The 1,900-nt window shown below is 60.1% G+C and carries 1 pseudogene; it reads left to right on the plus strand.

What is annotated here, in order from left to right:
• Window positions 1-535: 535 nt before the first annotated feature.
• Window positions 536-1,900, plus strand: a pseudogene (locus SLH47_RS26220) (hypothetical protein); the annotation flags it as partial.

A 1,900-nucleotide genomic window follows, 5' to 3' on the forward strand; every position in this document is an offset into this window, starting at 1 on the left:
TCATCAGCTCATCAGCTCATCAGCTCATCAGCTCATCAGCTCATCAGCTCATCAGCTCATCAGGCGCTGCGCTCTGGCGTAGGAAGTAGCACACACCGATTTCCTCATTCTGATAATCTGACAGCCGGCCCTAGGTCGGCTATCGCGCGTGGATTAACGGGTCGCCCAATTGCGGTTTCTGGAGTGGATGGTCTGACACAACCGTGCTGCCCTCTGTTGACGCACGATGTGGCTGTTACCGGTGCGAGATCAGCTGCAACCACCCCGCACATTTTATCCCGATCAGAACGGACGGCGCGAAAGCAACGCGGCCGATTCCTGACGGTAATTCGCTTCTGCCTGAGGCTGAAACACCGCCTCTGGCCGATCTCCATACCTATACCCGCATTTCTGCCACCCCACTGACCGCCTGACGGGCAGGGCCTTGCCCCGATTGTGCTCAAGTCCCTCACAGGAGAGTTTCAAAATGACAAACCAGTCCTCAGATACCCAATCAGCCCTTCGCCCGCTTAACGTCTCTGTTCGAGGTGGCCGCTTGACCAAGTTCAAGGGTCAGGTGGCAAGTATTGCGCCGGGGCTTTTGGTGGTGGCAACTGCTGCGGTGACGCTTGCAGGTGGCGCGGACCAAGTGGCGGCTCAAGCACTCAATGCGTGCGGGCCAGACGCACCCGGTCAAGACACCGTCACATGTGACGCTCCCACTGACCCTGGCACGAACCCCTATGCTGATGGCATCACCTATGACAATTCTGATGGGCTCACTCTGATCCTTAACGAAGATGACATCACGGTGCGCGGCTCTGGGGCGCGGGTGGTGGGGTCGACGTCGGGTGAGGGCGATATTTCTATGCACTTGCAGAACGGCAAAGTCATCACGGATGGGTCAGCTGCGTTCGCGCCCGGTCTTTTTGCGCAGATCAAGAACGAGGAGCGTACAGCCACGGCGACGGCGCAATTGGGCAAAGGGGGGGAGGTCACTACGGTTGGCCTGCATCACTATGGAGTTTTGGTGAGCAACAGCGGTCTTGGCGCTGCGACGGCGGAAATGGACGGCGACGCGGTTACCACGCATGGGGCAAATACTCATGCGCTTTTTGCGGAGATCAAGAACCAGGAGAGTACAGCCACGGCGACGGCGCGTCTGATCAAAGGGGAGATCACGACGACAGGCGGGACAGAGGCAACCCCAGGGGTATTCGGTCTCGGGGCTCATGGACTTTTTGCGCAAACCGCTGGCGATGGGGCTGCGCTTGCTCAGATGGATGGCGGCGCCATCACCACGAGTGGTGCATCGGCGCGCGGGCTTTATGCCGAGACCAGGGCTGATGAGAGTACAGCCACGGTGACGGCGCGTCTGACCAAAGGTGATATCAGTACAGGAGGGCGCGGGGCCGATGGGCTCTATGCGCTCACCTTTGGCACCGGGGCCGCGCTTGCTCAGATGGATGGCGGTACCATCACCACGAGTGGCGCATCGGCGCGCGGGCTTGAGGCGTGGATCTTCAACAGTGATAGCTCCGCCACGGTGACGGCGCGTATGATCAAAGGGGATATCAATACAGGAGGGGGCGAGGCCTATGGGCTTGAGGCGCACACGTCTGGCACTGGGGCTGCGCTTGCTCAGATGGAGGGAGGGACAGTCACCACGCTCGGAGAGGATGCCTACGGCCTGTTTGCGTCGTCGAATGGTGGTCAGGCAAAGGCCATCCTTGGCGAGGACGCCACTGTCAGGGTTTACGGAGCGGATGCAGACGGGATCCGCGCTGAGGGTGCAACAGGCTTTGACGTGGACGTAGCCGGTCGTGTGACAGGTGGCGCTGGCAATGGCGCTGCGATCCGCACGATCTCCGACGCTGACGGCGGGGGAACAATTGATATTGCCAGCACTGCCATTGTTACT

This window comes from Cognatiyoonia sp. IB215182, assembly GCF_033963905.1.
In the GTDB taxonomy this organism is placed as follows: domain Bacteria; phylum Pseudomonadota; class Alphaproteobacteria; order Rhodobacterales; family Rhodobacteraceae; genus Yoonia.